The organism is Pelagibacterium flavum, assembly GCF_025854335.1.
Taxonomy (GTDB): domain Bacteria; phylum Pseudomonadota; class Alphaproteobacteria; order Rhizobiales; family Devosiaceae; genus Pelagibacterium; species Pelagibacterium flavum.
The window spans coordinates 724,566-751,536 of record NZ_CP107716.1 but is presented as its reverse complement, the minus strand read 5'-3'; the positions used below and the strand labels follow the sequence as shown (position 1 = coordinate 751,536).

The window sequence follows — 26,971 nt, the reverse complement described above, 5'->3', positions numbered from 1 at the left end:
ATGGCCCAGGACGCAGCAAAGCTCAAATCCATCCTTTCGGTGGCGCCTGTGGTGCCGGTCATCATCCATGATGACGTCTCGACCGCCCGCAATCTCGCCGAGGCGCTCGTGGCGGGCGGCCTGCCCAACCTAGAGATCACCTTGCGCACGCCAAATGCGCTCAAGGTTATGGAAGAAATGGCCAAGGTCAAAGGCGCCGTCGTCGGCTCGGGTACCGTGCGCCGCAAAAAGGATATGAAGGCCTCCCGCGATGCGGGCTGCCAGTTCATGGTCTCCCCCGGCGCCCCCCTTGCCCTGCTCGAAGCCGCCGAAGACATCTCGATCCCCCTCCTGCCAGGTATCGCCTCGCCGACCGAGGCCATGGCGGCGTCGATGATTGGTTACACCTATCTCAAATTCTTCCCCGCCGAAGCCATGGGCGGCGCGTCCGTTCTCAAGGCCTTTGCCTCGCCCCTGCCCGACATCATTTTTTGCCCCACCGGCGGCATCGATATCGAAAAGGCAAAAATCTATCTTGGCCTTTCCAACGTCATCTGCGTGGGTGGATCATGGATCATCCCTGCCGACGCCATCGCCGCTGGCGACTTCGACAGGATCCAATCCCTCGCCCGGCAAGCGGCCGACCTCGCAGCATAAATGAAACGGCCGGTCCCCGCCTCCGGTCTGGGCCACCTGCGCATCGTGCTCGACGAAAATTTCTACATCGGGCCCGGCCGCGCCGATTTGCTCGAAGGAATCGAGAGGACCGGCTCGATCAGCGCGGCTGGCAAGACTATGTCCATGAGCTACAAGCGCGCCTGGAGCCTCGTTCAGGCGCTCAACGAGGGTGCGGGTATCCCATTGGTCGAAACCAGCCGTGGCGGCACGGCGCAGGGCGGCGCACACCTCACTGAAGCGGGTCGCGAAATCCTCGCCCGCTACCGCGCCATCGAACAAAAGACCCGCGCCGCCATCGAACCCGATGTCGAGGCGATGCGCGCCCTCGCCAAACACACGTCCCCCAAACCCTGACCATTGCCTTTTGCAGCCGCTTCATGCCAGAAAGCGATATGTTCAAATAGACATATCGAGGGCAAGCCGTGCTCTGCCTCTCCATCGTCGCGTTTGCGATCCTCGCAGCCCCAGGGCCTGCCGTCGCGCAAGAGGCCCACATCGCAGTCGCCGCCAATTTCACCGCCGCTGCCGAAGACCTCGGCGCCGCCTTCAGGGCTGAAACCGGCAGCGAGATCGCCTTTTCCTTCGGAGCGACCGGCCAACTCTACGCCCAGATCACCCAAGGCGCGCCCTTCGATGCGTTCTTGTCCGCCGACACGGCGACGCCCGCACGTCTGCTGGACGAAGGTTTGGCCGTAGAGGGCAGCGATTTCACCTACGCCATGGGCAAGCTCGTTCTTTTTTCCACAATCCCCGATCTGGTCACCGGCCCGCAAAGCCTCGAGGGTGATTTCACCCACCTCGCCATCGCCGAGCCCGCTGCCGCCCCCTATGGCGCTGCTGCAATCGAAGTGATCAAGGCTCTGGAACTGACCGAAACACTGGAGGGAAAACTGGTCATCGGCCAGAACATTTCCCAAACCTACCAGTTCGTCGACACTGCCAACGCCGAACTCGGCTTCGTCGCGCTTTCGCAGGTGGCCGGGCGCACGGACGGCTCACGCTGGGTGGTCGACGAAGACCTTTACACCCCCATCACCCAGGACGTCGTGCTGCTCAGCCCTGACAACGATACCGCGGTCGCGTTCCTCGATTTTCTCACCTCCGACACCGCCCGGACCATCATCCAATCATTTGGCTACGGGACGATCGAGCGATGACCCTGTTCTGGGAAATCTGGCCGGCGATTAGGCTCACCCTATCACTGGCTCTCGTCACCACGCTCATCCTCGTGGTCATCAGCACGCCCCTCGCCTGGTGGCTGGCCCGTTCCAAATCGCGATGGACGATCATCGTCAACGCATTGATTGCCCTGCCGCTCGTCCTTCCGCCCACGGTTCTGGGGTTTTATATGCTCATCCTTTTGGGCACCGGCGGTCCGGGCGGCTGGCTGGCTCCGCTCTGGGGTGGGCGCAGCCTCGCCTTTACCTTCCCCGGTCTCGTCATCGGTTCAGTGCTCTATTCGCTGCCCTTCGTCGTCCAGCCCCTGCGCAACAGCTTTGCCGCCATCGGCCCCGGCCCGCTCGAAGCGGCCTATTCGCTGGGACTTGATTTCCGCAAAGCCTTTGCCTTGATCATCCTGCCCCTCGCCCGTCCCGGCTACCTGACCGCAGCGGTACTTGGCTTTTCCCACACGGTGGGCGAATTCGGCGTTGTCATGATGATCGGCGGCAACATCCCCGGTCAAACCAAAGTGCTCTCCATCGCCATTTTCGATTATGTCGAGCAACTCCGCTGGACCGAGGCCCACATCGTCGCCTTCGCCATGCTGATCTTTGCCTTCGTCGCGCTGGCCCTCACCATGAGCGCCGACAGACGAATCTCCCGCATTCAGCCTTAGGCGGGCTTGGTGTCCTCGGCCAGTTCCGTGCTGTCCGGCGCCCCGGCGTAATAGGCCGAAAGCTGTTTGTAGGGCCGCGAATTGAGCGCCAGAATAGTCACCAGAACGCCTATCAGCCCGGCCACCGTAAAGACCAGGGCAATACCACGCTCCGGCCCGGTGCCGAACCATCCGCCAATCGATCGCGCGCCCTGCCCGTCGGTCATAAATGGGATCACCACGAACTGGGTATAGGGCCCGATCAGAAACGCCGTCAGCGGCGAAGCCGCCTGTTCGACCGATTGGGCAAACCCGAACACTCGCCCCTGCCGCTCCAGCGGCACGACCTTTTGCAGTGTCGTGTGCTCGGCCGCCTCGGCAAAAGGCGCCATGAACATCCAGACGAAACATCCGGCCGTGAGAAGCCAGATCGAGGATTGCAGCGTGAAAACGCAGCACACCGACCATGTGACGAGGTTGACCAGCAGCAGTGTGCGCAGCGGATTTTTGCCCAGTCCGATACGTGAAATCAAAAGTCCGCTCGCGATGAACGCCGTTGAAAGCACCCCAAACAGCAACCCCCAGATCTCGACCGATACCAGCGAAAGCCCGTAGGCATCGAGCAGAGCCATGAAGATGCCGCCGAGGAAATTGTTGAAGGTGGCAAAAAAGATCAGGGCGAAGAGCCCCGGCACCGCTGCGATGATCGCTATTGTGCCAGCAATATCCACGGTGCGCGGCGGCTGGACTTCCCCTTCAACGGGAACGGGCCGGCCCTCATTGACGCGCAGGAATCCCAGATGGGCGAAAACCAGAACGGTCGTCCCCAGCGCGAGAACCAGCACCAGCCACATCCCGCCCCAGGCGACAAGAAACCCCGAGATCACCGACGTAGTCAAAAAACCGATGCCGGTGACCATGCCTACCAGCCCGTTCGCCTTGTCGCGCTCGTCCTCGGGGATCATGATGGTTACCAGCGTCGGAAGCGCAATGGACCGGATATTGCCCGCAATCACCCCCAGCATGACCAGAAGCACGAACACCCAAAGATAAGGCCCGAACGGATCGGTAAACGCGCCCTCGGGTTCGGTCAGCAACATGCCAAGCGCTGCCGCATAGAACAGGAACGAGACAAGGCTCGATCCCATCATCGATATGCGCTTGGAATTATGATCGACGATCGATCCCAGCCAGAAGCCGAAGGCCGCAGTGAACACCAGATAAATTCCGGCGATCATGCCGGTGGCGAACACCGACTGGGTCTCGATAAAGATCCAGAACGTGATCGCAAACCAGACAGTAAAGTTGGTGATGTTGGCAACAAGGTTGTTGCCCAAAATCTGATGAAAGGGGGCCATGGCCGTGTCCGGATCGTTCAAGGTGCGACATTACGTCCGGCAGTGTCCAAGAACAATCGCCAAACGCTCGTCACCAAGGACGTATTGGGTCAACCGGCGCCGACACTTTCCCTCCAAAAAGGTGCAGAACCTAGCGGTCGCCTACGATGTCGCGGATATCATCCTCAATCGTCGGAGCGGTGCTGCCACATTCGAACCCGTCGACCAACTCGTCGGCTAGTCGCCGCGCTCGCTCGTTGGCGCCTTCGGTATTGGCCACATAGGCCATGGCGCACGCACCACCGCCATCCGGCTGGCCGACCTTGGAGACAACCAGCAATTGCCGGTTCCAGTTGCCATCCTGGTCGGCGATAAACCAGCGCTGGATAGCCGCCACGGGCCGTTCGGTGTTCCGGTCGAGCCGCACCCGCCATTCCACTGTTTCGTTGGCGTAGTTAAAGGGCGCGAACGTTGCCATGCCCGACTCCGTGGCAAAGCCGTAAGTCACACTGTCCCGTCCGTCAGACGAGCGCAGAACGAACGGGTATCCCGCATGCCCCGTACAGACGAAGTCAGCCCACTCACCCTCATTGTCCGGAGCGCGGGCAATCAGATTGCAGTCGGTATCGAGGTCGTATTGCGTATATTCGCTGATCGCCTGCGCCATGATGGGCGTGGCGCCGAGCGAAAGGGCAGCGAGAGCGGCAAGCAGCATTTTCATGACAATCGGTCCTCGTCGCAATCTCGGTGTGAACCTCTTGGAACAATCGGGCGGCAATATGCCGTTCAAACGGTTTTCAACACCGCCTCAACCTCGGCCCGGCGCGGCGGATTGCAGCCCACAAACCCGCAATTGAGCCCCGCCGTCACAGCACCGAACCGCAGCACCTCACCCAAAGCCTGCGCATCGAGTGCAGCCAGTTTGCCCACGGCCAGCGCATGCCGATCGGAAAGCGCCGAAAGCACACCGGCCATCAGGCTGTCCCCGGCGCCCACCGTGTCGCCGAATACCTCAGGGCGATGAACAGGCGCTTCGGCTTCGGCCGATGATGTGAAGGCCCGCGATCCCTCCTCACCCATGGTCACCACCACAAGTTTCACATTGGGCCGCGCCAGCAGGCTCTGCGCGTGCGCCTCGATGCTCATCGAGCCATCGAGCGCGGCAAGATCCTCGTCGGAAACCTTGACGATATGCGCCAGATCCAGAAACGTTCCCAGCCGTTCCTTGTAGCCGGCAAAATCGGAAATCAGCGACGGCCGCACATTGGGGTCGATCGAAAGAACCGCGCCGCGCGCCGCCACCTGCTTGACAACATCGAGCCAGATTTCAGCATCTTCGGGCTCGATGGGCAGGAACCCGCCGATCTGGAAAACATCGATTGTCTCAGGCAGCGCCGCCAACAGCTTGTCCCGCGAGATATCACGCTCGGCGGTTCCCTGACGATAAAACGCGTAGGCCGGCAATCCCTTGGCGTTGCGTGTGACCACCGCCAATGTAGTATTGCAATCGGATCGTTCCCTGATCAACCGAACCACCCCGGCAGCATTAAGCGGCCCCATCAGCAGATCGCCGAAGGTATCCTTGGAAATCGGACACAAAAAACCCGATTGCTGTCCCAGTCGGGCCAACGCGATGGCGCAATTGTAGGGCGACCCGCCTTCATGAGCACTCATTTCCATCGACCGGCCGACCTCAAGCGGCTTGGCGACAAGATCTATGAGGCTTTCCCCCGCAACCACGAACATCGCGCCCTCCTGTGTCAAAGCCCGGCTTCTCTACACGAATCCGCGGGCATTCGCCAAGATATTGAGCAGATGTTTATGTGACCAAACTCGCGCCCGGGTCACAAGGCACTGTGCTGCAACCTTTGACGAGGCAGAACATTGTGCTCCCGATACTTTTTCCATTTGAAACCTGAAGGACTTCCCATGGACGTTGTTGACGTAAGAATCGACCCCTTTCCCAGCCAGCGCGAACTGTCCGACCTCTGGCGGGCCACTTGGGAGATCGATGGCGTCTCCGATTTCCAATCCATCCTGACCCGCAGCCTCACCCATGTCGGCGCCTATCTGGGAGACCGGATCATCGGTTTTACCAACATGGCCTGGGATGGCGGCATTCACGGCTTTCTGGTCGATGCCTGCGTGCACCCCGAGTTTCGCGATCACGGCATCGGCCAATCCATGGTCGAAGCGGCCCTCAAGGTCGCCCGCAAGCGCGGATTGCAGAAAGTCCATGTGGACTTCGAGCCCCATCTGCGCGATTTCTACCTTTCCTGCGGCTTCACCCCCACTGACGCCGGGGTTTTGACCATCGACTAAGGACGACGCAACAATGGCCGACAGTCAGGAACAGCGGCTTATCGCTCTCGAAGAGCGTCTGGCCCATCAGGACCAGACCATTGAGGATTTGAGTGCCGTGATCACGGGCCAGTGGCGCGAAATCGACAGGCTCAAGCGACAGCTCGCCATGATCGACGACCAGATCGCCGCCGTCGAACAGCTCGCCCGCACGGGCAAGGCCGAGCCCCCTCCGCCTCACTACTGAAACCTAGCCGCACCAGCTCCGGCGCGCGCCGCCCCAAGGGCGCGCCAAACCCTCAGCGACCAGCATCATGCCCAGCGACTGCCCGTCGCGTTCGAGCACACGTAGCTTGCGGCCATACATGTCCTCGTCGCGATGGTCCCAGAGTGCCATAGTGAACCCCCCTTGGTTGACCAGCTCGAGCATGCGCAGCGTTGCCCTGTCGCCAAGCGCCTTTTCCTCGGCGCAGCCGTAATCGCGCACTTCAGGCGTATCGATATCGGCAATCCTGACCGACTGCCCTTCAATACGGATAGTATCGCCATCGATCACGCAGGTGCCGCCGCTCCCCGAGCACAGCGAGAAGTGGTGCGCGACCGTCTCGTAGCCCGAAGCCGCGTCTGGCACCTCGAAGCCGGGAACTTCGACATAACCCCGCTCGATCGCCACCCAGCCCAGCGCCGCCACCGCAATCAGTGCAAGCAGCGGCTCAAGCACCATCGGCGGCCGCCGTTGCGGCTGCGCGACAAACCGCGCCCGCCCGAAACCCGCTCTAACCCGCATCGCCGAATCGTCTCCACACCCTCTGGGGCAGACGATAGGCAAGAGGTTCTAACGGGGCGTAAGCGCCAAGCTCGGCGATCTACCGATGGGGGTTACACGGCAAGACAGAGATATTTTATGTTGAGATAATCCTCGATGCCGAATTTGGAGCCTTCCCGGCCAAAACCCGACTGCTTGACCCCACCGAACGGGGCGACCTCGGTGGAAATCATCCCCGTATTGATGCCCACGATCCCGTATTGCAAAGCCTCAGCCACCTTGGTCACCTTCGAGATGTCCTTGCCGTAGAAATAGGCCGCCAACCCGAACTCGGTGGCATTGGCCAGTTCAACGGCCTCTTCAACCGTTTCGAATTTGAAGACAGGCGCGACCGGGCCAAATATCTCCTCGCGCGCCAGCCGCATGTCCTTTGTGGCGCCTACCAGAAGCGTTGGCGGATAAAATGTCCGCTCTCCGGTCGGCGCACCACCCATGATGATATCGGCACCCAGCTCGCGCGCATCGCCGACAAGCTCCTCGACCTTGCTGACCGCCTTGTCCGTAATGAGCGGGCCAAGTTCTATCCCTTCCTCCATGCCGTTGCCGAGCCTGAGTTGGGCCATCCTGTCCTTGAGACGATCAACAAATGCGTCGTGAATACCCGCCTGCACATAAACGCGGTTGGCACAGACACAAGTCTGGCCCGCATTGCGGAATTTTGACGCAATGGCCCCATCGACCGCAGCATCGAGATCGGCGTCGTCGAACACGATGAACGGCGCGTTCCCACCCAGCTCCATGCTCATGCGCTTGATGCCGTCCGCGCACTGGCGCATCAGGATTTTCCCGACATTGGTGGACCCGGTAAAGCTGATCTTGGCAACCTTGGGATTGGCGCAAAGCTCTTGCCCGATCGCGGCAGAATCCGTACCCGGCACGATGTTGAACACGCCGGCGGGAAATCCCGCCCATTCCATCAGCCTTGCGATCGCCAGCGCCGAAAGCGGGGTTTCCGAAGCGGGTTTGGAAACCACCGTGCACCCCGCCGCCAAGGCCGGCGCCAGCTTGCGCGCCAGCATCGCGTTGGGAAAATTCCAGGGTGTAATGACACCCACGACGCCCACCGGCTGCTTGATGACGCTGATTCTGGTGTTGGCGGTGTGCCCCGGAATCGTATCGCCATAGACCCGGCGCGCCTCCTCGGCGAACCACTCGATAAAGCTGGCGCCGTAGAGGACCTCCCCGTGGGCCTCCTTCCAGGGCTTGCCCATTTCCAGTGTCAGGATGGTGGCCAGATCGTCGGCGTTCTCCACCATCAGCCTGTTGAGTTTTTTGAGCAGATCGGCGCGCTCCTTTGCCGATTTTGCTGCCCAGCCCGGCTGTGCCGCATGAGCAGCATCGATCGCCTCATGCGTCGCGTGGGTCGAAAGATCGGGAATCTGCGCCAGCACTTCACCCGTCGCCGGATTCGCCACCCGAAACACCTTGCCGCGCGAAGAGACGGTGTTCCACTTGCCGTTGATAAAGCCACCGGCCGCAATCAGCCGTGGTTCCTTGAGCCGGTCGGTAAGCGCGGACGTCAGGGTCATGGGGAGCCTCCTTGTAGTGTTTTTTGCAATTGAACGCCTCAAATTGCTCGATGGCAACAGGGACCCGGCAGGGTTTCGGTTTTGCTGGCCAGTTTCAACAGAACTGCTATAATAATAGCCAGTGCCGATTTAGCGACGGGCCGAATGGATACCGCCGAAACGACCTATTCCTTCCTTTCCAACTCCGCTGACATGCCGCGCGGCTCCATGGCTGCCCAGGTAGCCGCACAATTGCGAAACGCCATCATCGATCTGAGGCTTCCACCGGGCACCATGCTCGACAAATCCCAGATCTGTGCGCGGCTCGGCGTGTCGCGCTCTCCTGTCGCCGAGGCCTTTGCAAGACTGGAATCCGAAGGACTGCTCGATATCCTGCCCCAACGGGGCACAGTCGTCTCGTTCCTCTCGCTGGGCGCGATCAAGGAATACATCTTCATCCGCAAGGCTCTCGAGGGCGAAGCGGTGCGCATGCTCGCCACCCACCGCCCACCCGGCCTCACCGAGCGGCTGGAGGCCAATATAGCGGCCCAGCGCGAAAGCGCGCGCAACGAAGATCGCAACACGTTTCACCGTCTCGACCTGCAGTTTCATGACGAGCTTTTGAGCACTCTCGGTTACAGACGCATGAAGGCCGTTGTCGATACCGCGCGCAACAATCTCGATAGGGCCCGGCAGATGACTAACTCCATCCGCCGCATTGCCGTGGGCATCGAAGAACATGCCAAAATCCTTGCCGAGATAGCGGCGGGCAAGGGCGACCGCGCGGCCCGCGCCATGCACGTCCACCTCGATGGCATGATCAGCGAAACCGAAGCCCTGGCAAACCGTCACCCCGAGCTTTTTGTGCCCGGCGCGGCAAGCCGGAGCACCGACCAATCCGGCATCATTCGTGATTTGGCAACAATCCGTCGCGTTCCGTCCACTTAATCAGAACGCTCGGCGGCATTATCCTTACGGCAATGACACGCCACGGAGATACCGCCATGCTCAAGACCAGACCCAGCGTCGCAACGCCCTTACTGGTGCCAACAACCACCCGCCTGGGACAGATCCATATCGCTGTGACTGATCCCGATCAGGCCCTTGCAGTCTGGCGCGATGTCGTCGGCCTCACTTTGATCAGCCGCAACCCCGACCGGCTTGAGCTGGGCGTGGGGAGTGAGGTGCTCGTCGTTCTCGAAACCGGCGCCAGCGGGCTGGTTGCTCCCCACACGGTGGGGCTCTACCACGTCGCCATCCACGTCCCCACCCGCCGCGACTTCGCTCGTGCCCTCAACCGGGCAATTGCCGCCCGCGTTCGCGTCTCCCCCACCGATCATCTGGTCTCCGAGGCGCTTTACCTCTGGGATTTCGATGGCAACGGCATCGAAATCACCTATGAGACTCCGTGGCGCGGCAAGTTCGTCGAAGACGACGACCTCATGGCCATAACCCCCGATGGCACGCCCCATTCGGGCCGCGAACCCATCGACGTGCCGGATCTTCTGGCCGAACTCGACGGCGATGAGAACCCTTTAGCGCCCATGCCCGAGGGCACCCGCATCGGTCACGTTCACGTCCATGTGGACGATCTCGACACTGCCATGGACTTTTACCGTGACCAGATCGGCTTTGCCGGTCAGCTCCTTTCGCGCCGCTACGGCATGGGCGACGTCAATCTCGATTACGCCCCCCACATTCTTGCCTTCAACATCTGGGCCGGGCGCAATCCCTCGATGCCGCCTGCCGGGGTGGCCGGGCTGCGCTGGTTCGAGATTGTCGTCCCCGACGAGAAGACGCTGACCGAAATTCGCGATCGCCTGACCAGTGCGGGATCGGATGTCGAAACCATCGAAGCCGGTATCCAAACCCGCGACCCCGCCGGCAACCGCCTCAAGATCGTTCTGGCTTAGACGTCTTGGAAGTTAGGTCAGGGTGAGCCGAGAAAGGCCGATTCGAGAACCGGAAGCGCAGAAGATGCACACCTGCAGGCCGCCCTCGCCCAACTTAGCGGCGCGCGATCAGGTCGATCTCGACCAAAGCCCCCACAGCCAGCCCGGTCACCCCGATTGTCGTCCGGGCCGGCAGCTTTCCAGGCCCGAAATACGATTGGTAGGTGGCGTTCATATCCGCATAGTCGCGCTCGAACGCGGTAAGATAGACGCGCGCCATAGTGACGTTTTCGAGCGACAAACCGATCCCGCCCAGAACGATCGCCAGATTGTCCATCACCCGGCGCGTCTGCGCCACGATACCCTCCGGCAGCGGCGCGTCGGGGGCGTCAGGGTCGGTCGGCATCTGCCCGGTGACGAACACCCAGCCATCAGCCTCGACGGCATGGGAAAATGGGGCGACCGGGCGAGGGCCGCGCTCGATCATGTGATGGATGGGCAGGCTCATGGGAACTCCTTGATAGCGGCACGAGAGTGCAAAGCCTTGCTCTTGCCGTCAACCAGAACCATCTTTCATGCGTTAAGCCCACACCAAAGCGCTTGTAAGGAACTGCCCATGGCCATCGCTCTCGATATCCAGCACACCACCAATGGCAAACATGGGCGCTACTCGGCCGAGCTTGGTGAGGGAGCAGAGGCTGAGATGACCTATCTCCGGCGCCCCGACCAATCCATCATCATCACCCACACCGGCGTTCCGCGGGAATTCGAGGGACGCGGCATTGCCCTGCAACTGGTCAAGCGCGCCGTCGCCGACGCGCGCGCGGGCAATTTCAAGATCATGCCACAATGTCCGTATGTGGCCGTCCAGTTCCGCCGCCATCCCGATTGGGACGATCTGCTGGCTTAAACGGCCTCGCTATCAATAGCCTGCGTGACCGATCGATCATCGGCCGCATCGTCGTCGGCGTCTTGGCACAAGGCCATCTCGCGCTCAAACAGCACAACCCGGTCGCGGCCGTCTTCCTTGGCCCGATACAGCGCCGCATCGGCCATTTCGGTTGCCATCTCAAGACTGTCTTCGGCCAGAACCAGTGCAGCGCCGATACTGATTGTCACCGACAGTGGCTCCCCATCTGAAAGGATGACTGGCATCTGCCGCATCATTTCAGTGAGTGCATTAGCGATCTGGGACAAGCCCTGCGGTGTGCAATCGTGCACCAGGACGATAAACTCATCCCCGCCCCACCGCGCACAGACATCGACCCGCCGCAGCGCCGCCTTGAGCCGCCGCGCCACTTCGATCACCACCTGATCGCCGGCTGAATGGCCTGCCGTATCGTTGACGACCTTGAAATTGTCGATGTCGATTAGCATCAGCCCGTTTACGCGGTTCTCATCGTCCTCTCGGCGGCGCTGGACTACGAACTTTTCTTCAAAGCCGCGACAATTGTAGATTTTCGTCAGCGCGTCAAGGTTGACCAGCGACTGCAGTTGTTCGGTGCGCTCGCGCACCTGGCTTTCAAGGCTGAGCCGCGATTCGGTAATGGAATCGGACATTTCGATCAGCGTGCGCGATAGCCTGCCGATCTCGTCTTCGCTGCGATCGGGCTTCATCACCGCCCGCTTGCCCTCGCGCAAAGCGACGAGTCCCCCCTCGACCTTTTCGAGCCGGTTCAGAACGACGATGCGGAAAATCCAGCTCAGCGCCAGCCCCACCGCCAGGAGAATGGCAATGGCTGCCAGTCCAACGGGAATAAAGATGCGCCGGTCGATGATGGTCTTAAGGTCCATCACCGTGATGTTGTACCATCCGATATGGTCGAGGTACCCCACTCCGACCAATCTGGGCATGCCGCCCATGGTCAGCATGGCCGTGCGAATTTCATCGGGCGATTCCATCGCCCCATTCATCATCGCACGCAGCAACGCCATGTCTTCCACATTGTCCACCAGCGAAAAGACCGTCGTCCTTTCGGCGATGTCCTTGGTGATCGAACGGAAATCGACAAGCGATGCGTCCCGGTGCGCCTGAACCGCGCCGCCCTGATCGACAAAGATCGAATCGACCCCCGGTTGGGGCAGATCGACCACCTCGCGAATGAAGGCAGACAGATCGAGCCCGGTGCCCACCATGCCCAGCACTTCCCCGTCCCGGTTGACGAGGCAATTGATCCAGACCTTGGTCAGTTTGAGTACGTCGTCAACATTGACGTTGAGATGGCAGCCTTCGCGTCGCTCTCGCGTGGCGTAATACCAGGCATCGCGCTCCAAGTTCGGCCGCAGCGTGTAGCTGTAAGGGTCGTCGCCATAGCTGTTCTGGGCGTCGTTGAAATAGTAGTTACCCGATGCATTGACGATCAGAAAGACACTCTGGTCGGTAAATGAGGTTCGGTAGTGCTCCATTTCGGCCAACCCGCGAGCTCGGAGCTCTTCGTCCTGCTCATTGGCGAGCCAATCCAGCACAACGGGTGAACGGCTCATGGTCTCGGCAAGCGAAATCTCGCGCCCCAACGCCGCCATGCCCCGATAACGATCATACTGAACCTGACGTTCGGCGATCATCGTGCCGAACTGAACGGTCAGGGATTCGATGATGCGATTGACGGCGAACCACCCTGCCAACCCCACAAGAACCAAGGCCGCGAGCACCAGCCAAAGCACCCGTGTACGCAAGCTCGGCCCAGCCAGCCGACCAAAAAGCGATCTCACCATCGCTCGCTCTACCCCCAAACGTGCCGGCGCACTCATGCGCCGACACCGTAAAACCCTATCGGTACAGTGGTTTATGCCCTGTTAACCGTGATTGTAGTCGCCAAGAAAATTGGCAATAGCCGCCAATTCGGCCTGCACGATTTCGTGACCACCCTCATGCCAGGCGATTTCCGCCTGTGCGCCCTGTTCGACAAACCAGTCGGCCAGAGCCTGAGTGCGGCCGGCCGGGCAGATCGGGTCACGCCGTCCGGCGGTAATGAGTACGCGGCGTCCCGTGAGCCCGCCCACGGGTTCAGGCTCCCAGGGGATCAGCGGATGCATGAGCACGCCGGCATCGACCAGCTCGGGATGGGCCATCATCACCGACGCCAGAATATTGGCGCCATTGGAATAGCCCAACCCGATCAGCGGTCCACCCGCGTCCAGTCCTCTTAGAAAGCCCGCCATTTTTTCGGTCCGAACAGCAAGGTCGTCCATATCGTAAACGCCCTCCCCCGTCCGCCTGAAATAGCGCAGAGCTCCACCCTCGGACACGTCGCCACGAACGGCAACCAGCCGGGCCCGGGGCAGCAATTGCCGCCCCAGATTGAAGAACTGGTTCTCGTCGCCTCCCGTACCATGCAGCAGCACGAGCGTGGGAGCGGCCGGACCCTGCCCCGCATGCTCCTTGATAAAATAGGTTCCGCTCATAGCTCAGTCCTCTATTTCGGGCAGATGAGTTTCCAGCCATGCGCGCCGGTGTTCGTGCTGGGTGGGCAGCTTCAGCGCCTCGCCCAGATGGGCGGTGTCCTCATCCTTGTCGAAGCCGGGCTCATTGGTTGCGATCTCAAAAAGGACGCCACCGGGGGTGCGGAAGTAGATCGCAAAGAAATAGTCGCGATCGATCACCGGGGTGACCTGATAGCCCGTATCGAGCAGCGCCTGGCGCACAGCCTTCTGGGCTTCCCGATCGTCCACGGCAAAGGCGATGTGATGAACAGAACCTGCCCCAAGGTCGCCACGTGGCATGTTGGGCAAAGTCTGCAGATCGATAACATCAGCCCCATTGCCGCCCGGGATTACGAAACGCTTGATGCCCTTGGAGGTGTCGGCGTGTTCATACCCCATGAATTTGAGCAGCTCTTCGGTCGCCCCGCTGTCGCCAAGGCGCAATTTTGCCCCGGCAAACCCCCGTATCGCCTCGTCACCGGCCACCGCGCCGCCGGTCCATGGCGCACGCTCATCGCCTCTGGATTCAACCAGAGCGAAACTGTCGCCATCAACGGCGGTAAAGCGCAGCCGGTTTTCCCCGAATGCCTCTTCGGCCATCACCCCGCCGACGCCCTTTTCGGCAAACCGTTCCTTCCAGAACGAAAGGCTGCCCTCGGGAACCGAAAACGCGGTTTCACCCACTTCCCCCGTACCCGGACGCCCCCTGATGATGTGAGGAAACGGAAAATAGGTCATCACCGACCCCGGAGTTCCCACCTCGTCGCCATAATAGAGATGATAGACCGACGGCTCATCGAAATTGACCGTCTTTTTCACCCGGCGCAGGCCGAGCGTATCGGTAAAGAAGTGATTGTTTTCATTTCCATCGCGCGACATCGACGTCACGTGATGGAGGCCCCTGATCTGGTCGAGCATATCGCGTCTCCAAAAAATTTCAGCCCTTTTGGGCCGCTGGAGACCAATATAGACCGGTGATCGGTCCGGATAATCCGGACTATGGTTCATTCATTATTCGATATTGCCGAACGATCGAACGGGTCGCATCAGGCCTTGATGTCGGAAATCCGGTACGCGCACCGCCGCGCGCCCATCACGATATGGTCAGTGCGCTCGACGCTGGCATCGGGCCCAAGGACATCGCGGAAAACCGCCAGTTCGGCCCTGCAGAAATTCTGGCATGCCGTCGCCGCGGCGCAGATCGGACAGTGATTTTCGTAGAGGACATAGCCACCCTCGCCATCGGCTTCCCAATCGGCCATGTACCCCTCGGCCGAGCGCAGATCCGCCAGTCGCGCAACCCGCTCGCCCAGCGTATCCGCCCCGCTCATGGCCGCATGATAGACCGATTTGGTTCGCTCCTCGCGCGTATCAATGATCCGCGACAGCACATCGTGGCCGAACGTGTCGCCTACGATGCCCAAAAGCTCAACGGTCAGCGCCGCATGGGTATCGGGAAACCGCGCCTGCCCGGCACCCGTCAGGCGCCAGAATTGGGACGGTCGCCCTACGCCGCGCGACTGGCTCCAGCTTTCGACAAGCCCCTCCTCGGACAGCCGCACCAATTGCTGGCGCGCAGCCTCCCCCGAAGTTCCAAGCGCTTTGCCCAACTCGGCCGCGGTTTTTTCTCCGTGCATCTTGAGATGGAACAGCACGCGTTCAGCCGCATTGCGCGGAGACCAGTTTCCCGTCTCGGGCAATGATGGAGAATTTTCAATCACGGGTTTGCTGCTTGACATGGCTCCTGAGCGACATTTAGAAAGCCCTTACTTGGAAAATACAGAGACCGGGCCGCAAGATCAAGCCCCGCCGGTTTCTTCACACAGACCGGCGCTCAAGACTGCCCTGCAATGACCAGACCGAACACCAAATCTCCGCCGGCCGGTCCGGCTCTCGCCCTCGCACTGGCGGATCATCCGTCGGCAACCGATGCGGTGCCCGCCTCCCAGTTCACTGGCGCCATGAGCACGCTGGCCGCCGCCGTCACGGTCGTCACCGCCCGTATCGGTGATGAGCAGCACGGGCGCACAGTGACAGCCATGCTTTCATTGAGCGCCGAACCGCCCGCCGTAATGGTTTCGATCACCCGCGACACCGAACTGGCCCAGACGATAGAGGCAGCAGGACGGTTCTCCCTTTCGGTGCTGGCACAAGGTCAGGAGACCGTCGCCGACGCTTTTGCCGGATGGGGACCGCAGGATCGGTTTGCGAATGCCCATTGGGAGCACTGGCCCTCGGGTCAGCCCCTGCTTTCCGGCGCAGCCACCAGCCTCGATTGCGTCCTCGCCGGGTCCATAGTCATGGATACCCACACCCTTTACGCCGGCATCGTGACGCATACTCGGTCCTTTCCCGACCGCGCTCCGCTTATCTGGCATCGGCGCAGCTACAAAGCCCTTGATCAGTCCTGAGAAGAATCGGCGCCCGGCTCGACCACCTGCTGTAACTCGGCCTTCCGGTCGGCCTTTTTGCTTCGCTGCTCCTTGAGCTTGGCACGCAGGAATGCCTTGAGCTCTCTCCCGCTCATGAACACCGGCACACGGGCCTTCTGGGCATCCTGGTCGATAGCCAGACCAGCCTCGGACACCTCCCCCTCGATATCCACCTCGCGCACGATCAGTTCCAGGGCGCCTATGGCCACCCGGTCGCCGATTTCCGCGGTCCCGCCCAGCCGCTCGCGCATATAGTCGCCGATGGTCTTTTCCAGCGATACATTGGGGCCGATCGGGGCGTCATAAGCATCCTTGAGCGCGCCAAGCGGGCGCTCGGGATTGATCTTGAACTCGCCAAAAAAGTCCTTGTCGTCCGCCTCCACCTTGGTGGGGCTGGCAAACAGCCGGTCGAGCAGGCGGGTATAGCGCGGCGCGATGAACATATAGACGTAGTCGCCGGCCTTGATGCGTCCCGCATATTGGAAGCGCATAGACTGTCCGTCCCGCACGATCAGCGAGGGACGCGCCCAGCGCGGCAGCCTTTCGCCCTCTGCAACCGGGCTGCCCTCGACCACGTGATAAACGATCAGCTCATGATGCGCGCTTCCCGGCAGCTCAAGCCCCACGCGCTCGACCGGCCCGATGCGCGGCGGCACGATCAGCCCCAGCCATTGGGCCATGGGCCGGATGGTCCAACCTTGAACGAGCAGCGACGTCAGCACGATGATGAATGCGGTATTGAACAGCACCGCCCCGTTTTCGAGCAGGGCGATCAGCGGCAGAATGGCAAGCAGAATCGAAACCGCGCCACGAAGACCCACCCAGGAAATAAAGGCAATCTCGTCGCGCTGATACTGAAAGGCCAGTAGACACAACCACACCGCCACGGGACGGGCGACAAACATCAGGAACAGCGCCAGCGCTACCGCCGGCAGCGCCACATCGCCAAATTGGGACGGATTGGCCAAAAGCCCGAGAATGAGGAACATGACGATCTGGGCCAGCCAGGTCATCCCATCCTGGAAGCGCACCAGCGTCGCACGTGCACGGACCCGGCGATTGCCTGCGACGAGCCCAGCCACATACGCGGCCAGCGCGCCCGATCCTCCCAGAATACCGGTAAAGGCAAACAGCAGAACCGCCATCCCCAGAACGATTATGGGGTAGAGCGCCCCCTCGAGTTCGACCCGGTTGATAATGAAGACGATGATCGCACCGCCGGCAATGCCCAACGCCACACCGAGCCCCATTTGCAGTCCGAACCCCACGACAAAGTCGTGAGTGAACCCCGTGATCCCCGAGCCCGACGCCAAAAGTTCGACGAACATGATGGTGAGAAAAATCGCCATCGGATCGTTCGATCCCGACTCCACTTCGAGGGTCGAACGAACCTTGTCGCGAATGGTGATACCGCCCACGCGCAACAGGAAGAACACCGCCGCCGCGTCCGTGGACGAAACGATCGCTCCCATCAACAACCCCTCGGCCCACCCGAACCCGAACAGCAGGCGCGCCGCCATGCCCACGATCGCCGTGGTCAAAAGCACCCCGACTGTCGCCAGAACGATCGATGGCGCCGCCGCCTGCCGGAACGATTTCAGCGATGTGCCAAAGCCGGAGTCGAAGAGAATGACCGCAAGCGCCAGCGAGCCCACGAAATAGGCTGTGTTGACGTCGGAAAATTCGATTCCCAGACCGTCGCTGCCCGCTCCGAGGCCAATGCCCAGAAACAACAGTAGCAAGGGGGCCCCGAAGCGGAAGGCGACGAGAGAGGTAAAAACCGAAACGACGATGAGGGCCGCGCCCACCAGGAGCAGCGGATAAATCCAGTCGATCATCCCCAAATGACCCGATCTATAATGTTTGGCAGCCGGCCCGAACCGGCCGCGAAGGCATAATAATCAATAGCGACAATGATTACGGCGCCAATGCGTCGCGTCCACCCCCGCACGCCAAAAAAACGGTTTTGCAGCAAAAAATTAGCCCGCGCCGGACTACGTTTGTCTTCCGCCGAGATCGAGACGCCTCTTGCGTGCGCCCGCACGCCCGATAATATCGAATTCTCGGATTTTTTCTCCCTTGGACGCTGGAGGTCTTCGATCATGTCGGTACAAATTTCATCGTGGCGCAACCTGGCGGTTGCGGCATCGCTCGCCGCCGCGCTCGCGGCCGGAACAACCTTCGCTCAGGAAAACACGCCTGACGATCCGCGCCTGTTCACCCCGGGTCAGCTGACTATCGCAACCTCCGACCCGGTCTTTCCGCCCTGGATGATGGACAACGACCCCTCCAACGGTGAAGGCTTTGAAAGCGCTTTCGTTTATGCCTTGGCCGAGAAGATGGGTTTTGCGGCCGATGATGTGGTCTGGGTGCGCGAGACCTTCGATCAGGCGATTGCGCCGGGCGCCAAGGATTACGATTTCGGCATCCAGCAAATCTCTGTCACCGAAGACCGCAGCCAGATCGCCACCTTCTCGGACGTCTATTACCAACCGCAAAAGGCTGTGGTCGCCATGCCAGGCTCGGCGGTCGAACAGGCGACCAGCTTTGCAGATCTGCGTGAGGTGCGCTGGGGCGTGATGATCGGCACCACCGATCTCGATTACGTCGAACAGATCATCGGTGTCACCGAACCAGCGGTGTATAACGACCAGGTCGGCCTGTTCCAGGCCCTCCAGGGTAACCAGATCGATGCTGTAGCCACCGAATTGCCCACGGCGCTCTATCTCACCGCCGTCCAGGTGCCGGACGCCACCATCGCCGCCATCCTCCCGCCTGACGAAAACGACTACGGCCACGGCCTGATCTTTGAGCAGGGCAATGACCTTGTCGAATGGGTCAACGAGGCGATTGCGGAACTGAAATCCGAAGGCGTCATCGACGCGCTTGTCGCCGAATATCTGATCGCCGATCCCGAGCTGGCGGTCATTACCGAATGACCTCTGGACTACCGCCGCAAGGCACCCCGACTGGCACGGCTCCCGAAACGGAGCCGCGCCGTCCGCGCCCGCCGAAGAAAAAGAAACTGAGCGCCCGCGATCGCTATCTGCCCGGCCTCATCTCGATTGCCATGATTGCCGTCGTGTTCGGCACTGTTGCCTATACAGTGACCTCTGCCGAACAATGGCCGCGCATCGCCCGGCAATTTTTCGATCTCAATGCCATGGCGGCGTCTTTCCCGCAGGTGCTGCGCGGCTTCTGGCTCAACCTTCAGGTCTGGGCAATATGCCTCTTCGCCATCATGGCGTGGGGTCTGGTGCTGGCCCTGTTCCGCTCGCTGACCGGTCCGTGGTTCGCGCCCCTGAGGGTGTTCACCGTCGTCTATATCGATCTGTTCCGTGGCCTGCCGGTCCTGCTGCTCGTCCTGATTTTCGGCTTCGGCATTCCGGCCCTCAACCTGCCCGGTCTGCCCAATTCCGCCCTGTTCTGGGGCGCAACCGCAATGGTCATCTCCTACGCCGCCTATTCGGCCGAAATCTACCGCTCGGGCATAGAAGCGGTCCATGACGGCCAGCGCGCCGCCGCCACCGCGCTCGGCCTTTCCCAGTGGCAGACCATGCGCTACGCCATCCTGCCCCAAGCCGTCCGCAACGTCATGCCCGTGCTTTTGAACCTCGCTGTCGCGCTGCAAAAGGACGTGGCACTGCTCTCGGTCATCGGCGTGCGCGATGCCGTCCGGGAGGCCCAGATCTACACGGCCCAGACCTTCAACTATTCGTCGCTGATCGCCGCCGCGCTGCTGTTCCTCGTCGCGACAATTCCCATGGCGCGCCTTACCGATTACATCTCGAAAAAAGACCGCCAGCGCCGCCTGCAGGGGGCCATGTGAATACCGACCGCATAACAATTACCGGGCTCACCAAATATTATGGCGAGACCCTTGTCCTCGACGACATCAACTTGGTTATCGCCCCCCACGAAGTAGTGTGCCTGATCGGCGCGTCCGGTTCGGGCAAATCGACCCTGTTGCGCTGCATCAACCGGCTGACCGAGTTCGACTACGGCACCATCGCGCTCGACGGCATATCCCTCGACGACCCCTCCTGGGGCCGCAACGGGGTCTATCGCAAGATCGGCATCGTCTTTCAGTCCTACAATCTCTTCCCCCACATGAGCGTGATGGAAAACATCACCCTCGCCCCACTCAAGGTCCACGGCATTTCCAAACCCGAAGCGCTGGCCACCGCTCGTGACCTGCTCTCCGCCTTCGGCATGGCCGAGTTCGAAAACGCCTATCCCGAGCAACTCTCCGGCGGCCAGCAACAACGCGTCGCCATCGTGCGCGCTCTGGCCACCCAGCCGGAAGTGATGCTGTTTGATGAAGTTACCGCCGCGCTCGATCCCGAACTGGTCGGTGAAGTGCTCGCCATCATCCGCAAGCTCAAGTCCGACGGCATGACAATGGTCATCGTCACGCACGAAATGGGCTTCGCCCGCGACGTCGCCGACCGCATCTGCTTTCTCGATGGCGGCCGTATCGTGGAAGAAGCCGAGCCCAAAGCCCTGTTCTCGAGCCCGCAGAACCCGCGCACCCGCAAATTCCTGCAACGGATCATCGAAGCCGGTCGCCTCTGAGAGAGTTGCTAGCGGTCAGAGATGCTCGTGGCGAACTCGGCAGCAATCGGGCGGGAAGCTATGCGCCGGGAAATGATCGCGCAAACCGCCAACTGGATGAGGTGGAAGAGCATAAGCGGCAGCACGATGAGCGAAACCTCCTGCCCGGCAAACAATATCCCGGCCATCGGCAGGCCGGATACTGAGTCATCAAATAAGCCCGCAGGACGCCGGCGTGACTTTTGCTGCGTTCCAGCCCGGATTGGCGGCCCATTCGCATGTGGTCCGGCTCGGGTACGGTCAGGTCCGCATGAGTGACATCGTTGAGATGACCCACGAGGCTTGGCTAGATCCGATCGCTGTCGATGAAGATATGAGAACCCTCTAGGCCGGAACGTACGAACAGTAGTCCTCCCTGAGCGCGGCGAGGACCAATGCTCGGTCGCAACAATGGCCCAGAACAAGTCGAAGTTCACCCGCCCGGGTTGCGGTTTGGGCACAATACCATGCATCACCAGGCCACCGAGCATGATGACCATGGTGGTTGTGCCGGGAATACTGCCTGCGAAAGCTGGAATGAAGGCGGTCTCGGCCGCAGTGTTGTTGCCGCGTTAGGAACGACAATCCCCCGCGATTCCAGTGCCGGATTTTCCGGCATGACATCATCAGCGCTGTTCCAGCACATAGACAAAAAGCTGCCGGCGCCAGCCAGGCATCGGGCGACAATCCAGGGTTCGGCAGCGTCGATCGGGCCTGAGCACAACAGCGCCGGCGGATAGCTCGGCGTGTCGAACATCGACAAGAAATGCAGCAGATAGCATGGCCCGGCGGGATGCAAAAATGCAGCCCGCCGGGCCATCGGCTCATTGCGACGACCGCACTCGCTCAGTCGCCGTCCATCGCGAACACGGTCTTGGATTTGTCGGTGGCCAGCAATCGCCATATGACCGGGCCAAAGACCGCTGCAGCGGCGATGGCGTAGATCGTCAGCGCAACAGGAGAGGTCAGAAGAAACGTCCAGTCGCCCTGATTGATCATCAGTCCGCGGCGCAATTGCTCTTCGGCCAACGGCCCCAGAATTGCTCCGACGAGAACAGGTGCAAGTGGATAGCCGAACCTGCGCATCACGAAGCCGATCAGACCGAAGCCAAGGAGCAGAACCAGGGCGAAGACCGAACCTTGCGAACCGATAATGCCCAACGTGGCAAAGGTGAGAATGCCCGCATAAAGCCATGGTCGCGGGATCATCAGCAGGCGCACCCAGACGCCCACAAAGGGCAGGTTGAGCACGACCAGCATAACATTGGCGATGAAGAGAGAGGCAACCAACCCCCAAACCAGTGCAGGGTCGTTGGTGAACAGAAGCGGACCCGGCTGCAGCCCATATTGCTGGAATCCTGCCAGCATCATCGCGGCGGTTGCCGAAGTGGGCAGGCCAAGCGTCAGCAGCGGAATCAATGTACCGGCGGCTGAAGCGTTGTTTGCAGCTTCGGGGCCTGCAACCCCTTCAATGGCACCCTTTGGCCCCTCGAACTCCTCCTTGGCGACGCCTCTCGCCGATTTGCGTTCGGTCGAATAGGACAGAAATGTGGGAATCTCCGCTCCGCCGGTTGGCAACGGACCGAACAGAAAGCCAAGCCCCGCCCCGCGAACATATGGCATCAGGCAGCGCTTGAGATCGGTGAGACTGAGCCACACCGAGCCCCTGATGGCCTCGACCTTATCAACCACAGCGATCTTTTTTGATGCAATGAAAAGCGTCTCCCCGATGGCAAAAAGGCCCACGGCGACAACCGCTATCGAAATGTTATCGCGCAGTTCGGGAATGCCAAAACTGAGCCGGGGCTGCCCGGTGAGTTTGTCGATGCCCACAAGACCAATGGCCAGACCGATAAACAGGGCCGTCAGGCCGCGTGCAACCGAGCCGCCAAATGCCGCCGACACCGTCACAAACGACAGCACCATCAGCGCAAAATACTCTGCCGGCCCAAACGACAGGGCAACCATGATCATGAAGGGGGAAACAATCGCCAGCCCGAGCGTGCCGACCATACCGCCGGAAAACGACCCGATGGCAGCAGCCCCCAGAGCCTTGCCGCCACGACCGTCGCGCGCCATCTTGTTCCCCTCGACCGCTGTCATGATCGAGGCGGTTTCCCCAGGGGTATTGAGCAGGATCGAGGAAATCGCACCTCCATACATACCGCCGTAGTAAATGCCGGCAAACATGATCATCGAGCCGGTGGCTCCAAACGAAAGCGAGATCGGGAGCAGTAACGCAACCGTCAGCGCAGGCCCGATGCCGGGCATGACACCGACCGCTGTGCCCAGAAGCACGCCGATCAGTGCGAACATCAGGTTCATCGGTTGTGCGGCAACCAGAAGACCATCAAACAGCAATATGAACGTATCCATGACTGGACTTCCTTACCGTCTGAACAGAGTGTTTATGGCCTGCTCCAGTGGCCCGTTGGGCAGTGAAAGGCCAAGCCCATGCCGGAACAGCACATAAAGCAGCGTTGTTACACAGACGCCGACGAGAAAAGTCAGCCAGAGCGGTTTGCGTCCCAGTCCCCGGGCAGCAAGACCAAACAGGGCGCCTGCCCCGATGATGAAACCCGCCCCCGCGTACAAAAGCGCGATCTTCGCAATCACCGCCGCGACAACCCAGGACACTGCCTGCCAGTTCATCGGCTCCCGTTGCGGGAAGGATTTGCGCAGGCCCATGACGACTGTCGCGATCCCGAACATGGCGAGACCGGATGCGATGATGTAGGGAAATATCTCTGGGCCGAATTGGGCGTAGGATCGGCGGACGGGATAGCTCGATCCATCCCAGGCAATCAGGACCGCAAACAGGAACAGCCCGACCGCAATCGCCAGCCCCCCCATATCGGCCGTCTTGCGCAGGTCTGGAGACCGGCTTGCGCCGGTCTCCCCCGTATCGGTATCAGGGAAGCTCACTCGACGATCCCCAGCTCTTCGAGAATCGCTGTGGTAGCCACGATCTCCGCGGCGAGGTAATCGGCGAAATGGTCGCCGTCCATATAGGTATTGACCCAACCCTTGGTGCGCAGTTCGTCGTTCCAGGCATCCGAATTGGCCATCGTACGGATCGTGGTCAGAAGTTCCTCCCGCTCATCATCGGTTATACCGGGCGCTGCGGCGATCATGCGCCAGTTCTGGACGTCGATCGGGTAACCCTGTTCTGCGAATGTCGGAGCATCGGTATACTCCTGGGCTTCCAAGGCCGTGATCCCAATGGCGCGAACCGTGCCGGCATCAAGCTGTCCGGAAAATTCCGAATAGCCCGAAACACCCACCGTCACCTGATTGCCGAGAATGGCAGCAAGGGCCTCTCCGCCACCCGAATAGGGGATGTAGTTGATCAGTGCCGGATCGATACCCGCGGCCTTTGCAAACATGCCGGCTGCGATGTGATCGACGCCGCCGGCCGAGCCGCCGGCCCAGGTGACCGAACCGGGATCGTCACGGAGCATTTCGGCCAGGTCGTCAGCGTTCTGAATCTCACTCGCCGCCGGAACGACGACAATGACATACTCACCAGTGAGCCGGGCAAGAGGGGTGATATCTTCAAGACCGACAGGTGATTCATTGGCAATCACCGCGCCGACCATCACATAGCCGCCAACGATCGTCGCGGTCGGATCCCCGGCCGATGTGTTGATGAACTGCTGCAGGCCGATGGTCCCCCCAGCACCGGCAACATTCTCAACCTGGATGTTGGATACAAGACCCTCGGACTGTAGCGTCGCCTGGATAGTGCGCGCAGTCTGGTCCCAGCCGCCGCCCGGCCCCGCAGGCGCCATGATCTTGAGACTGTCGAGAGCCAGCGCCGGGCCAGCCATCAACATGGCGGCCAGAGCCGCCGGAGCACCAAGCTTGAAGCTCAGAGAAAATTTCACGTGTCATCCTCCACATTTGTTTGTTTCCATTGAGGAAACCCGGAGGATGGCCATAAGTAAACCGCTCGGACAGAGCGTCTTTGCTCGTCCGTTCCTCCCTGTTGCCAATGGTCGAAAAAGCGTCTTTGTGACACTATCGGCCGATGGCAGCTCCTCAAGAGCGACACTAGATCAAACTAGCTGTCATCAACCTGTCAGGGAGGCAGAACTGCGAATTCTTGTCATTGAGGACACTGACGATGTTGGTGAGGCCGTCGTGCATGCCTTTGAACGCATGGGGCATGCTGTGGACTGGGAGAAGTCTCGCCGGGACGCCGAGGACGCGCTGGCTGTCCAGAATTATGCGCTTGTCGTGCTCGACATCAACCTTCCCGACGGGAGCGGGTTCGACCTGCTGTCGGGACTGCGCAGCCGTGGCTCTACAACGCCCGTTCTTGTGCTGACCGCAAGAGCACTCGTTGATGATCGGGTCGACGCACTCGACACCGGCGCTGATGACTATCTTGTCAAGCCGTTCGACTTTCGCGAACTTGAAGCAAGAGCACGTGCGCTAATGCGCAGGCGTCAGGGAAGCGCGGTATCCATTCTGACTGCAGGCAATCTCGCACTGGATCAGACCACCCGCGCCGTCTCTGTTGCAGGCAGGTCCGTCGAGCTTACGCGCAGAGAGGTTTGCTTGCTCGAGGTCTTGCTGGGGCATCCCGGCAAGGCATTTTCCAAAAATGAACTGCTCGACCAGCTCTATGGGTTTGAGAACGAGGCGGGCCCCAACGCCATTGAGCTTTACGTCGGAAGGCTACGGCGCAAACTTGCCGGCGCCAATGTCAAAATTCAGACACTGCGCGGGGTTGGCTACCAGATACTTGACCTTCCGGACGCCCAACCATGATTGAAGGGGCGCAAACGGTTCGCCGCCGGTTTTCTCTTTTCTGGCGGCTGAGCGGTGCGATCGCGCTTGTGCTTCTGGCAGGCGCCGGAGCGCTGACCTATGCGGCCTATTCCTATGCCGGGGCAGCCGCCGACAAGGCCTATGACCGGCTGCTCATAGGCGCCGCCCGCCAGATTGCCGATACTGTAAGCGCAGAGGGTGGCGCCATATCCGTCGACGTTCCGCTTTCCGCGCTCGAAACGCTTTCGATTTCCCGCACCGACAGGGTCTATTATCAGGTTGCAGCTCCCGATGGAGCGCTTATCACAGGGTACGAAGACCTCCCTGTTTCTCACGGTGACATCACCCCGGGCGATGAAGCCCACGCCACGGACGCAGGGTTTCTTGGCCGTGATATCCGGCTGGCCTCTGTGTGGCGCTATATTTCCGAACAGGGCGCAACCGGATGGGTTCGCGTGTCGGTGGCACAAACACGCGAAGCACGGAACGCGCTGACACTGGAACTAACGCTGGGCGCCCTGCTGCCCGTCCTCGCGATGAGCCTGTTGGCCCTGATCGTGCTTATGGCCGCAGTCAAGGCCGGGCTCAATCCGCTGCGGCGCCTCGAACGTGCGCTCCAGAACCGCGACCCGAACGATTTGACGCCGCTCGACGTGGAAGCGCCGGTCGAAGTCGATGCGCTGGTCGACGCGATCAACCGGTTCATGGGCAGGCTGTCACATCGTCTCGATGCCATGCAACGCTATATTGAGACAGCGGCACACCAGCTCAGAACCCCGCTGACCGGCATCGCCGCCCAGATCGAACTCCTTGACAGGGCACGCGATGATCATGCGCGCACCGCTGCCGCCGCGCGATTGCGCAAACGGACCTCCGAGGCTGGACGACTGGCTAACCAGCTCCTCAGCCACGCGACCGTTATCCATCGCGCCGAGGTCGTGAAGGCCGAACCAATAGATCTGCGTCAGGTCGTGCACTATTCCAACGCCGATGCGGCGCTCGACCTCGCAGGGCGGGACCTGACAGTGAAATTGAATGTACCCAAAGATGCCGTCATCGTGCTCGGCGATCTGGTTGCCCTGCGCGAGGCGCTGCGCAATCTCGTCGAGAACGCGATAAAGCACGGTGCTGTTGGCCGCATTTCCATATGTGTCGCAAACACTGAGGAAGGGCCTACGCTTGCGGTTTATGACGATGGTCCCGGCATCGCACCCGACGATTGGGATCGCCTGCTTGAACGATTTGTTACAGGCGCAGGAGGAGGAACGGGGCTGGGGCTCGCAATTGTTGCAGATGTTGCGCGGGCCCACAAAGCGCGTCTCCTTTTGCGGAACGCCGAAAACGGCGATTTCGGAATTTTATTGGTGTTTCCCAGGAAAGATGACCGGCGATGAGATGGCTATTGTTGAG

General features: G+C 60.7%; 32 protein-coding genes and 1 pseudogene. 16 read left to right on the top strand and 17 right to left on the bottom strand.

The window, feature by feature from the left end:
- The 4 genes from eda (at position 1) to modB (ending at position 2,494) form a co-directional block, all read left to right on the top strand.
- On the top strand, positions 1 to 636 hold the full coding sequence (gene eda / locus OF122_RS03835; protein WP_264226510.1) for a bifunctional 4-hydroxy-2-oxoglutarate aldolase/2-dehydro-3-deoxy-phosphogluconate aldolase: 636 nt from the start codon (positions 1 to 3) through the stop codon (positions 634 to 636).
- Positions 637 to 1,011, top strand: a complete 375-nt coding sequence (locus OF122_RS03830) for a winged helix-turn-helix domain-containing protein (protein WP_264226509.1) — start codon at positions 637 to 639, stop codon at positions 1,009 to 1,011. It begins immediately after the preceding gene.
- A gap of 68 nt (positions 1,012 to 1,079) precedes the next feature.
- Positions 1,080 to 1,814 (top strand): molybdate ABC transporter substrate-binding protein, encoded by a 735-nt coding sequence (gene modA, locus OF122_RS03825; RefSeq protein ID WP_264226508.1) that lies wholly within the window; start codon positions 1,080 to 1,082, stop codon positions 1,812 to 1,814.
- Positions 1,811 to 2,494: a molybdate ABC transporter permease subunit gene (modB, locus tag OF122_RS03820; RefSeq protein WP_264226507.1), complete on the top strand. Its 684-nt coding sequence runs from the start codon at positions 1,811 to 1,813 to the stop codon at positions 2,492 to 2,494. Before modA ends, modB begins: the two co-directional genes overlap by 4 nt.
- Here the strand turns inward: modB and OF122_RS03815 are convergent.
- The 3 genes from OF122_RS03815 to OF122_RS03805 form a co-directional block, all read right to left on the bottom strand.
- A complete protein-coding gene (locus tag OF122_RS03815; RefSeq protein WP_264226506.1) occupies positions 2,491 to 3,831 on the bottom strand; it encodes an MFS transporter in 1,341 nt (446 codons plus the stop codon). The two genes, modB and OF122_RS03815, sit on opposite strands and share 4 nt — an antisense overlap.
- 130 nt (positions 3,832 to 3,961) lie before the next feature.
- Positions 3,962 to 4,531, bottom strand: coding sequence for a hypothetical protein (locus tag OF122_RS03810; RefSeq protein ID WP_264226505.1), 570 nt, complete (start codon positions 4,529 to 4,531; stop codon positions 3,962 to 3,964).
- 65 nt (positions 4,532 to 4,596) lie between these two features.
- Complete coding sequence (locus OF122_RS03805; protein WP_264226504.1) at positions 4,597 to 5,556, bottom strand: carbohydrate kinase family protein; 960 nt, start codon at positions 5,554 to 5,556, stop codon at positions 4,597 to 4,599.
- Positions 5,557 to 5,739: 183 nt separating this feature from the next.
- On the opposite strand from OF122_RS03805, the gene OF122_RS03800 reads away from it, so the two are divergent.
- Complete coding sequence (locus tag OF122_RS03800) at positions 5,740 to 6,132, top strand: GNAT family N-acetyltransferase (RefSeq protein ID WP_264226503.1); 393 nt, start codon at positions 5,740 to 5,742, stop codon at positions 6,130 to 6,132.
- Between the two features lie 13 nt (positions 6,133 to 6,145).
- Complete coding sequence (locus tag OF122_RS03795) at positions 6,146 to 6,358, top strand: SlyX family protein (RefSeq protein WP_264226502.1); 213 nt, start codon at positions 6,146 to 6,148, stop codon at positions 6,356 to 6,358.
- Between the two features lie 3 nt (positions 6,359 to 6,361).
- Here OF122_RS03795 and OF122_RS03790 read toward each other — a convergent pair whose 3' ends face one another.
- Both OF122_RS03790 and OF122_RS03785 read right to left on the bottom strand, forming a co-directional pair.
- Positions 6,362 to 6,898 (bottom strand): thermonuclease family protein, encoded by a 537-nt coding sequence (locus OF122_RS03790; RefSeq protein ID WP_264226501.1) that lies wholly within the window; start codon positions 6,896 to 6,898, stop codon positions 6,362 to 6,364.
- Between the two features lie 92 nt (positions 6,899 to 6,990).
- On the bottom strand, positions 6,991 to 8,466 hold the full coding sequence (locus tag OF122_RS03785) for an NAD-dependent succinate-semialdehyde dehydrogenase (protein WP_264226500.1): 1,476 nt from the start codon (positions 8,464 to 8,466) through the stop codon (positions 6,991 to 6,993).
- 144 nt (positions 8,467 to 8,610) lie between these two features.
- On the opposite strand from OF122_RS03785, the gene OF122_RS03780 reads away from it, so the two are divergent.
- Positions 8,611 to 9,393, top strand: a complete 783-nt coding sequence (locus OF122_RS03780) for a GntR family transcriptional regulator (RefSeq protein WP_264226499.1) — start codon at positions 8,611 to 8,613, stop codon at positions 9,391 to 9,393.
- Between the two features lie 56 nt (positions 9,394 to 9,449).
- Positions 9,450 to 10,358, top strand: coding sequence for a VOC family protein (locus tag OF122_RS03775; protein ID WP_264226498.1), 909 nt, complete (start codon positions 9,450 to 9,452; stop codon positions 10,356 to 10,358).
- A gap of 94 nt (positions 10,359 to 10,452) precedes the next feature.
- Here OF122_RS03775 and OF122_RS03770 read toward each other — a convergent pair whose 3' ends face one another.
- Positions 10,453 to 10,824, bottom strand: a complete 372-nt coding sequence (locus OF122_RS03770) for a RidA family protein (protein ID WP_264227596.1) — start codon at positions 10,822 to 10,824, stop codon at positions 10,453 to 10,455.
- A 129-nt stretch (positions 10,825 to 10,953) separates the two neighbouring features.
- Between OF122_RS03770 and OF122_RS03765 the strand changes: the two genes are divergently transcribed.
- Positions 10,954 to 11,247 (top strand): GNAT family N-acetyltransferase, encoded by a 294-nt coding sequence (locus tag OF122_RS03765; protein ID WP_264226497.1) that lies wholly within the window; start codon positions 10,954 to 10,956, stop codon positions 11,245 to 11,247.
- On the opposite strand, the gene OF122_RS03760 is transcribed toward OF122_RS03765, so the two are convergent.
- The 4 genes from OF122_RS03760 to OF122_RS03745 all read right to left on the bottom strand — a co-directional run bounded on the left by OF122_RS03760 (position 11,244) and on the right by OF122_RS03745 (position 15,499).
- Positions 11,244 to 13,052: a sensor domain-containing diguanylate cyclase gene (locus tag OF122_RS03760; RefSeq protein WP_264226496.1), complete on the bottom strand. Its 1,809-nt coding sequence runs from the start codon at positions 13,050 to 13,052 to the stop codon at positions 11,244 to 11,246. The genes OF122_RS03765 and OF122_RS03760 overlap by 4 nt on opposite strands.
- An 81-nt stretch (positions 13,053 to 13,133) precedes the next feature.
- Entirely contained in the window at positions 13,134 to 13,742 is a 609-nt protein-coding gene (locus tag OF122_RS03755) for an alpha/beta hydrolase (RefSeq protein ID WP_264226495.1), read from the bottom strand.
- A gap of 3 nt (positions 13,743 to 13,745) precedes the next feature.
- Positions 13,746 to 14,678, bottom strand: a complete 933-nt coding sequence (locus OF122_RS03750) for a VOC family protein (protein WP_264226494.1) — start codon at positions 14,676 to 14,678, stop codon at positions 13,746 to 13,748.
- A gap of 128 nt (positions 14,679 to 14,806) precedes the next feature.
- Positions 14,807 to 15,499 carry a helix-turn-helix transcriptional regulator gene (locus OF122_RS03745; protein ID WP_408636300.1) on the bottom strand — a complete coding sequence of 231 codons (693 nt, stop codon included), beginning with the start codon at positions 15,497 to 15,499 and terminating at the stop codon, positions 14,807 to 14,809.
- A gap of 111 nt (positions 15,500 to 15,610) precedes the next feature.
- Here OF122_RS03745 and OF122_RS03740 point away from each other — a divergent pair, with 111 nt between their 5' ends.
- Positions 15,611 to 16,171, top strand: a complete 561-nt coding sequence (locus OF122_RS03740; protein ID WP_264226493.1) for a flavin reductase family protein — start codon at positions 15,611 to 15,613, stop codon at positions 16,169 to 16,171.
- On the opposite strand, the gene OF122_RS03735 is transcribed toward OF122_RS03740, so the two are convergent.
- Both OF122_RS03735 and OF122_RS03730 read right to left on the bottom strand, forming a co-directional pair.
- A complete protein-coding gene (locus tag OF122_RS03735; RefSeq protein WP_264226492.1) occupies positions 16,162 to 18,030 on the bottom strand; it encodes a potassium/proton antiporter in 1,869 nt (622 codons plus the stop codon). The genes OF122_RS03740 and OF122_RS03735 overlap by 10 nt on opposite strands.
- Positions 18,027 to 18,296, bottom strand: coding sequence for a hypothetical protein (locus OF122_RS03730; RefSeq protein WP_264226491.1), 270 nt, complete (start codon positions 18,294 to 18,296; stop codon positions 18,027 to 18,029). The genes OF122_RS03735 and OF122_RS03730 overlap by 4 nt, the downstream gene beginning before the upstream one ends.
- Between OF122_RS03730 and OF122_RS03725 the strand changes: the two genes are divergently transcribed.
- The 3 genes from OF122_RS03725 to OF122_RS03715 are packed head-to-tail and all read left to right on the top strand — an operon-like array spanning position 18,295 to position 20,767.
- Positions 18,295 to 19,131 (top strand): ABC transporter substrate-binding protein, encoded by an 837-nt coding sequence (locus OF122_RS03725; RefSeq protein ID WP_264226490.1) that lies wholly within the window; start codon positions 18,295 to 18,297, stop codon positions 19,129 to 19,131. The two genes, OF122_RS03730 and OF122_RS03725, sit on opposite strands and share 2 nt — an antisense overlap.
- Positions 19,128 to 20,021: an amino acid ABC transporter permease gene (locus tag OF122_RS03720; protein WP_264226489.1), complete on the top strand. Its 894-nt coding sequence runs from the start codon at positions 19,128 to 19,130 to the stop codon at positions 20,019 to 20,021. The genes OF122_RS03725 and OF122_RS03720 overlap by 4 nt, the downstream gene beginning before the upstream one ends.
- Positions 20,018 to 20,767 carry an amino acid ABC transporter ATP-binding protein gene (locus OF122_RS03715; RefSeq protein ID WP_264226488.1) on the top strand — a complete coding sequence of 250 codons (750 nt, stop codon included), beginning with the start codon at positions 20,018 to 20,020 and terminating at the stop codon, positions 20,765 to 20,767. The genes OF122_RS03720 and OF122_RS03715 overlap by 4 nt, the downstream gene beginning before the upstream one ends.
- A gap of 8 nt (positions 20,768 to 20,775) precedes the next feature.
- On the opposite strand, the gene OF122_RS03710 is transcribed toward OF122_RS03715, so the two are convergent.
- Positions 20,776 to 20,940 (bottom strand): bile acid:sodium symporter, encoded by a 165-nt coding sequence (locus OF122_RS03710; RefSeq protein WP_408636324.1) that lies wholly within the window; start codon positions 20,938 to 20,940, stop codon positions 20,776 to 20,778.
- Positions 20,941 to 20,981: 41 nt separating this feature from the next.
- Here OF122_RS03710 and OF122_RS03705 point away from each other — a divergent pair, with 41 nt between their 5' ends.
- A complete protein-coding gene (locus OF122_RS03705) occupies positions 20,982 to 21,134 on the top strand; it encodes a hypothetical protein (RefSeq protein ID WP_264227748.1) in 153 nt (50 codons plus the stop codon).
- A gap of 67 nt (positions 21,135 to 21,201) precedes the next feature.
- Here the strand turns inward: OF122_RS03705 and OF122_RS19730 are convergent.
- The 4 genes and pseudogenes from OF122_RS19730 to OF122_RS03690 form a co-directional block, all read right to left on the bottom strand.
- Positions 21,202 to 21,339: pseudogene (locus tag OF122_RS19730) on the bottom strand (tripartite tricarboxylate transporter permease); the annotation flags it as partial.
- Positions 21,340 to 21,631: 292 nt separating this feature from the next.
- Complete coding sequence (locus OF122_RS03700) at positions 21,632 to 23,161, bottom strand: tripartite tricarboxylate transporter permease (RefSeq protein ID WP_264226487.1); 1,530 nt, start codon at positions 23,159 to 23,161, stop codon at positions 21,632 to 21,634.
- Between the two features lie 12 nt (positions 23,162 to 23,173).
- The gene (locus tag OF122_RS03695; protein WP_264226486.1) at positions 23,174 to 23,710 is read right to left on the bottom strand and encodes a tripartite tricarboxylate transporter TctB family protein; all 537 of its coding nucleotides are present in this window, start codon (positions 23,708 to 23,710) and stop codon (positions 23,174 to 23,176) included.
- Positions 23,707 to 24,621 carry a Bug family tripartite tricarboxylate transporter substrate binding protein gene (locus OF122_RS03690; RefSeq protein ID WP_264227594.1) on the bottom strand — a complete coding sequence of 305 codons (915 nt, stop codon included), beginning with the start codon at positions 24,619 to 24,621 and terminating at the stop codon, positions 23,707 to 23,709. The genes OF122_RS03695 and OF122_RS03690 overlap by 4 nt, the downstream gene beginning before the upstream one ends.
- 259 nt (positions 24,622 to 24,880) lie before the next feature.
- Between OF122_RS03690 and OF122_RS03685 the strand changes: the two genes are divergently transcribed.
- On the top strand, positions 24,881 to 25,561 hold the full coding sequence (locus tag OF122_RS03685) for a response regulator transcription factor (protein WP_264227593.1): 681 nt from the start codon (positions 24,881 to 24,883) through the stop codon (positions 25,559 to 25,561).
- Positions 25,558 to 26,955, top strand: coding sequence for a sensor histidine kinase (locus tag OF122_RS03680; protein ID WP_264226485.1), 1,398 nt, complete (start codon positions 25,558 to 25,560; stop codon positions 26,953 to 26,955). The genes OF122_RS03685 and OF122_RS03680 overlap by 4 nt, the downstream gene beginning before the upstream one ends.
- Positions 26,956 to 26,971: the final 16 nt, after the last annotated feature.